General features: G+C 48.5%; 5 protein-coding genes and 1 pseudogene. 2 read left to right on the top strand and 4 right to left on the bottom strand.

What is annotated here, in order from left to right; translation table 11 throughout:
- Nucleotides 1–179 (top strand): annotated as a pseudogene (locus tag ACFQNG_RS19530) (transposase); the annotation flags it as partial.
- Nucleotides 180–326: 147 nt separating this feature from the next.
- Here ACFQNG_RS19530 and ACFQNG_RS19525 read toward each other — a convergent pair.
- From ACFQNG_RS19525 to ACFQNG_RS19510, 4 genes are all read right to left on the bottom strand, one after another.
- The gene (locus ACFQNG_RS19525) at nucleotides 327–1,463 is read right to left on the bottom strand and encodes an N-acetyldiaminopimelate deacetylase (RefSeq protein WP_379867589.1); all 1,137 of its coding nucleotides are present in this window, start codon (nucleotides 1,461–1,463) and stop codon (nucleotides 327–329) included.
- Between the two features lie 11 nt (nucleotides 1,464–1,474).
- Nucleotides 1,475–2,683, bottom strand: coding sequence for an aspartate aminotransferase family protein (locus ACFQNG_RS19520; RefSeq protein WP_379867588.1), 1,209 nt, complete (start codon nucleotides 2,681–2,683; stop codon nucleotides 1,475–1,477).
- A gap of 68 nt (nucleotides 2,684–2,751) precedes the next feature.
- Nucleotides 2,752–3,462 (bottom strand): 2,3,4,5-tetrahydropyridine-2,6-dicarboxylate N-acetyltransferase, encoded by a 711-nt coding sequence (gene dapD / locus ACFQNG_RS19515; RefSeq protein ID WP_379867587.1) that lies wholly within the window; start codon nucleotides 3,460–3,462, stop codon nucleotides 2,752–2,754.
- 384 nt (nucleotides 3,463–3,846) lie between these two features.
- Nucleotides 3,847–5,178: a helix-turn-helix domain-containing protein gene (locus ACFQNG_RS19510; RefSeq protein ID WP_379867586.1), complete on the bottom strand. Its 1,332-nt coding sequence runs from the start codon at nucleotides 5,176–5,178 to the stop codon at nucleotides 3,847–3,849.
- 190 nt (nucleotides 5,179–5,368) lie between these two features.
- Here ACFQNG_RS19510 and ACFQNG_RS19505 point away from each other — a divergent pair, with 190 nt between their 5' ends.
- A complete protein-coding gene (locus ACFQNG_RS19505) occupies nucleotides 5,369–6,190 on the top strand; it encodes a YihY/virulence factor BrkB family protein (RefSeq protein WP_379867585.1) in 822 nt (273 codons plus the stop codon).
- Nucleotides 6,191–6,205 lie beyond the last annotated feature (15 nt).

The following is a 6,205-nucleotide window of genomic DNA, read 5'->3' as shown; positions in this document are numbered from 1 at the left end:
GTTCTCTCTTTTCCTTACGCAGTAAAAAAAGGAGGCGTATTGAACATAAAAATGCCGAAATTAAACGGTTTCATGGATTGACCCGAGCAAAATACTGGGGTCTATTCGGCGTAACTATCCAAGCTGTGTTGACCACATTTGTGGTCAACGTCAAAAGAATGGTGCAACTTCTGGCAAAGAAGAAGCACTTCCTGATTTGCAGAATCAGAAAGCGCTTCTTTATTTTTTCATATGAGCCGTTTTGGTTCCAGAAACTGTAGAATAATCATTTTTAAGTAATCTTTCTGCATCAGTCTCACTCCTGAGGGCTTTTGTCATGAAAGAAATCAAGCATTGGCCAATTCGGTTAAATAGCGCGACATCACATCGACGGCGACGCCAATGGCTTCTTCCTGCGGCTCGATCTGCGGGTGGTGAAGGCCATAGGGCGTGTCCACCCCGAGCCAGAACATGAACCCGGGGATGTCCCGCAGGAAATAGCCGAAGTCTTCCCCTGTCATGGCTTCCCGACATTCAATCAAGGTGTAGGGGGTATGCGTTTTAACCCATTCCATAAAGGAACGGGTTAGGGCTTCATCGTTGTCGACTTGGCAGTAGTTGGCCCCCCAATCAATGCTTCCTTCGCAGGCGAATCCTTTTTCAATGCCCTGAACCAGTTGCTCGATGCGGGTTTTCACCCGATGCATCGTCTCCATGGACAGCGTGCGAATGGTTCCTTCCAAGCGCGCTTGCCCCGCGATAATATTCTGCTTGGTGCCGACGTCCATTTTGCCGATCGTAATAATTGCCGAATCGATCGGATCCACGTTGCGCGAGATCACCGTTTGCAACTGCATCACCAACTGTGAAGCGGCAATCGCCATATCATTGGCGAGGTGTGGGCGGGCGGCATGCCCACTCGTGCCGATGAGATCGATGAAGCATTCCGAAGTGTTGGCAAACAAGATGCCCGGTTTGGTGGCGATTGTGCCTACCGGATACTCTGGGGCAATATGAAGGGCGAAGATCATGTCGGGCTTCCATTCCTGAAATGGGGCGCCATTCATCATGGGATGAGCGCCACCGGGTCCCTCTTCAGCAGGTTGAAAGATGAAGAGCAAGTCATCACGCACCGGATGATGTGCAAAATGGCTGACCAAGCCGAGGGCGATAGCCATGTGGAGGTCATGCCCGCACGCATGCATATAGCCTTCATGGCGGGAACGGAATGGGTAGGTGGTTTGTTCGTTTATTGGCAGCCCATCCATATCAGTCCGATAAGCGATGCATTTGCGCGGCTGTGTCCCCGGAATTTTGACCAAAATGCCTGTCTCCCATGTTTTGATCCGCAAGCGGTCGGTCGGGAGGGTGCCCAGGTAATCTAAGAGAAAGCGCTGTGTTTTCCATTCCTGAAAACCGGGTTCGGGAATCTGATGCAACTCGCGGCGCAGATGGATGAGCGTTTCCAGTTGTGGCCGGGACATGGGTTCACCTCCTATGCGGTTTGTGTTTGGACGACTAAGCGTTCCAGCGTTTCGATAAAGAATGCGATCTCTTCACGGGTGAGCGTAAGCGGTGGCAAGAGGCGGATGACGGTCTTCGCCGTCACATTGACCAGAATTCCTTCCGTCAATAAGTCGCGTTGCAATCGACTCACTTGTTCAGCGGGCAAATGCGTGCGAATCCCAAGCATCATCCCACGGCCATCCAATCCTTGAAAGACTTGGGGGTAGTTCTGTAGCAATCGATGAAGCTCACTCCACAGATGATCAGCCATTTGACGTCCATGTTCCAACATCCCCTCATCCAACAAAACGTCAAGCACCGCATTGCCCAAAGCGGCACTCAACGGGGAGGGAGCAAATGTAGTCCCGTGATCCCCTGGCTGAAACAAATCGGCCGTATCGGGGCCCGCGATCAATCCGCCGAGAGGCAAGCCACCACCGATTCCTTTGGCAAAGAGAATCACATCAGGGGAGAGGGAAAAGTGCTGGTAAGCGAATAACTTGCCGGTGCGCCCGATCCCCGTTTGGATCTCGTCGATCAAGAACAGCATCCGCTCTTCCTTGCATAACCGGTCGATGGCTTCCAAGAAAGTCGGCTTCAGGGTGACGACTCCGCCGGCACCCAAAATGGGCTCAACCAAAATGGCGGCAGGTTGGTGTGTGCGGCAAGTTTCGACCAAGGCCTCAACTTGGTTCGGCCCCACCTCGTATATTGGAAAGTCCGGTTGCGGGAAATCTTGATATACGCCTGGTTGCCGGGTCAGCCGCATAGCTCCCAACGTGCGTCCATGGAAGCTGTTTTTGAGGACAACGATCCCTTGGCGTCCGTGCCGTTCCCGAGCGATCCATTTGTGAATTAGCTTAATGGCGGCTTCTGTCGCTTCCGCCCCGGAGTTGCAGAAATACACTTTTCCGTGACCGAACGTATGTTGGACCAAGCGCTCAGCGAGCCGAATCGCGGGCGGGTTTAAAAACAGATTGGAGATATGCAGGAAGCGGTGGCCCTGTTCCTCCAATGCCGCCAAGATCCGGGGATGGGAATGGCCCAAGGTATTAACGGCCAGTCCTGTAAACAGGTCCAGATAACGGTTTCCTTCGGTGTCAAAGAGATAATTCCCTTCCGCTTTGCTGATGGCGATGGGGTAGCGTGTAACGGTCGACATGATGTATGTTTGGTCGAGCTGTTGCCAATTTTGCATGAAGGTTCACTCCCAGTGAAGGCTCGTGATAGTAAAGGAGGCCCCGAAGGGCCTGGAATGAAGTTCGTTTATAGATCGCGCAAGGCTTGGATGATTTCCGTTTTGGAACGGGTTTGGTCATCGATCTCTTTGATGATGCGAGCCGGTGTGCCGGCAACAACAACGTTTGGCGGCACATCTTTGGTTACGATGGCCCCTGCCGCGACAACAGAGCCTTTTCCGATTCGTACCCCTTCCAAGACGACGGCATTGGCACCGATGACGACATCATCTTCGACGATCACAGGAGTGGCGGATGGTGGCTCAATCACGCCCGCGATGACAGCACCTGCGCCGATATGGCAGTTCTTGCCGATGGTGCCGCGGCCACCGATCACCGCATTCATGTCAATCATGGTTCCTTCACCGATGACAGCGCCGATGTTGATGACGGCGCCCATCATGATGACCGCATTTTGCCCAATCTCAACTTGGTCGCGGATGATGGCGCCAGGTTCAATCCGGGCTGGGATGTTTTTCATGTCCAATAGCGGAATTGCGGAGTTGCGGCGGTCATGCTCGATCACCATATCTTCGATGTGATCTTTGTGGGCAGTCAGAATCGGTTCAAGATCTTTCCAATCTCCAAAGACGACACCCACTTTTCCCGTGACAAAAGATTGGACTTGGGGACCGAAATCAATTTGATCCAGTTGGCCTTTAATATGTATCTTAACCGGGGTTTTCTTTTCGCTTTTTTGAATGAATTCAATAATCTCGTATGCGTTCATCTCTTTCATCTTTAGGCATCCTTTCTATAGGAACGTTCCAATCATTGAAAGTATATCACAACCACTTTTGCCGAGTGAAGGGTTTGTGGGGAAACACCAAAAGTTAACGATAAAAGCAGAGTCCTTATGGGAACTCTGCTTTTGCAAAAGATAAAGCATTAGGCTACGGGTGGAGTAGGCCAGCCGGGTTCTTGGCTGGCGAAAACCGGAGCGGGCCAGCCGGGTTCTTGGCTGGCGAAAACCGGAGTGGGCCAGCCAGGCTCTTGACTTTCGATGTCGGGTGCCGGCCAACCCGGTTCTTGACTCGCAAGCGTAGCATTCTCTACTTGGCTGACAAGCCCAAATACAGTAGAGATAGCAATTCCGACGACAACCATAGCGAGAGAAAGACTTTTAATCTTTAAAATCATGTTCTTCTACCTCCATCCTAGCAAATTCTCTTTTTGTATTATACATATTTCGCATGCAATTCTGAAATTCCTGCTCGTCCACTCCATCGTAGCATTTCGCGAGGCTAAACCAAGCCTTGTACTCCTTTTCTTTATATCCATGTTTTTGGGTCAGATTCAGCGCCTTTTTATAATACAAGATGGCTTCCTCCGTTTTGCCGTTGGAATATGTGAGGTCGCCAAGGCTGAGGAGGCCGGTGCTCAGATGTTTGAAGTCATTGTATTTTTCCGCGTATTGGATCGCTTTTTGCAGGGCGGCTCTGGCATCCTCCATTCTGCTTTGTTTCATGTACAGCTTGCCTAGACGGTTGTACACCTTAGTGACGCGTTGTTCTTCGGCATGTTTTTCTTCCAATTTCAGTGCCATTTTAAAGGATGTTTCGGCCATGGACCATTCCCTTGTGGACGTATAGGCACTTCCCAACACAATCCAGAGGTCGCACATACTATCGTACAACTTGTTGCGCCTTGCAATTTCAATGCCTTCTTCAGCATATTCGATAGATTCTTCATATATCCCGATTAATCTCGAAAATTCCGCCCGCAACCAATAGAAACCAAGCAAAGTACTCGCATCTGAAATATTCTGAATTTGAGACCATACTTCTTGAACCAGCCGCATTCCTTCCGTAATTCGTCCCAAGCGGTGCAAATAAATCCCTTTATTTCTATATAGCAAGATTTTGATGTGCTGGTTTTCCCCATTTTCCACAAACGTTTCCAACCCATTGTCGGTAAAGGAGAGGGCTTGTTCCATCCGGTTTTGGTAATAGCTGATCAAGCTCAACAGCAAGTAACTTGCCGACTCCATATTGTGGTCTTTATATGGGTTTTGCTGGGTTAGGCGAAGGGCATTGTATAATGCGCGTTCTGCTTGCTTCCACTTTTTCTTTGACATGTAACATTTGCCTTTGAAATAATATGCGTGAGCGATGTACGGATGTGTCTCATCCAGCACCAATTCTTCCAAACGCTGGAGGGCTTCATCGATGAGGCCGATTTGTCTTAGCGTGGCGACGGTAAGTAGTTTAAACTTCACTTTTTTTAATTCAGCCTGTTCTTTCACCAGCATTTCTGGCAGCTTGTTCATAGGGAGGTCCAATTTTTCCAGCAAATATGAAATTTTTTCGGGGCTGACGTGAGCCACTCCCCGTTCGATGTTACTGACTGTAGCCGGGGAAATGTTTTCGTCGGCCAAATCTTCCAGTCGTAGTCCGCGCTCTTTTCTGACCTTGCGAATGACTTCACCAATCTCGTGTAACGCTAATGTTCTCATGCCGATCACCTCACAAGTAGTGGATTATTATTATATTACACCGTATTAAAAAAATTGGGAACTATTATATTTAAATTTTCTTAAATATAAAAGAAGAAAGATGGATTATGCAGAAGAAGAGTTGTTAAATATGTATAAAAAAGGAAATGTGATTCAATGACACCCTGTTTTAAAGAGCTGAGGAGGAACGATGAGACTGGTACTGATTATGAAAGAATTAAAAAAAAGATGGGTGGAGGAGCGGGTTTTTGATTTGTCCGCTCAACTTGCATATTATATCTTGATGTCGATTTTTCCGTTTTTGCTTCTCGCTGTCACCGTGTTGGGGTTTTTGCCGTTCACCAGCGCGGATATTCTTGTCATGATTAAGCCGTATGCGCCGCCTACGACCTTTGAATTGTTGGAATCCAATTTGGCGGCGATTTTGGATGAACGGAGGGAAGGGATCTTTTCGCTCAGTTTGGTGATCACGGTCTATCTGGCCTCTGTGGTCTTTCAATCCATTATCCGCATTTTGGATAATGCTTATAACGTTCACAAAGAAAGATCGTTTTGGATGCAGGCATTGCTGGGAATATTCTTGATGTTTGGTTTGTTGGGGGCATTGGTGCTCTCGCTGATGCTTCCTGTATTCGGTAAAGTGCTGGGACATTATGTCTTTCAGATGTTTGGCGTGACTGAGTGGTTTTATGAAGTGTGGACATGGATTCGCTGGCTTTTGAGCAGTCTGGTGATTTTTGTGGTTTTTTGGTGTTTGTACAAGTACACCCCCAATACCAAAGTTACGTTTGGACAAGCGCTGCCGGGGGCCATTTTTGTGATGGTGGGCTGGCAACTCGGTTCGCTTGGGTTTTCTTATTATGTTTCGTTCGACAATTACTCCCTGGTCTATGGAAATTTGGGGGCGATTATCATTTTGGTGGGATGGTTTTATCTATCTTCTATGGTATTAATATTGGGTGGGCTGTTAAATGCGGTGATATGCAAAGTGAAAAACCAAACAGAAAGTTAGGTGAGGAGATGCCGC

Source organism: Laceyella putida, assembly GCF_042665195.1.
Classification (GTDB): Bacteria; Bacillota; Bacilli; order Thermoactinomycetales; family Thermoactinomycetaceae; genus Laceyella; species Laceyella putida.
This window is presented reverse-complemented; position numbering and strand designations above follow the sequence as displayed.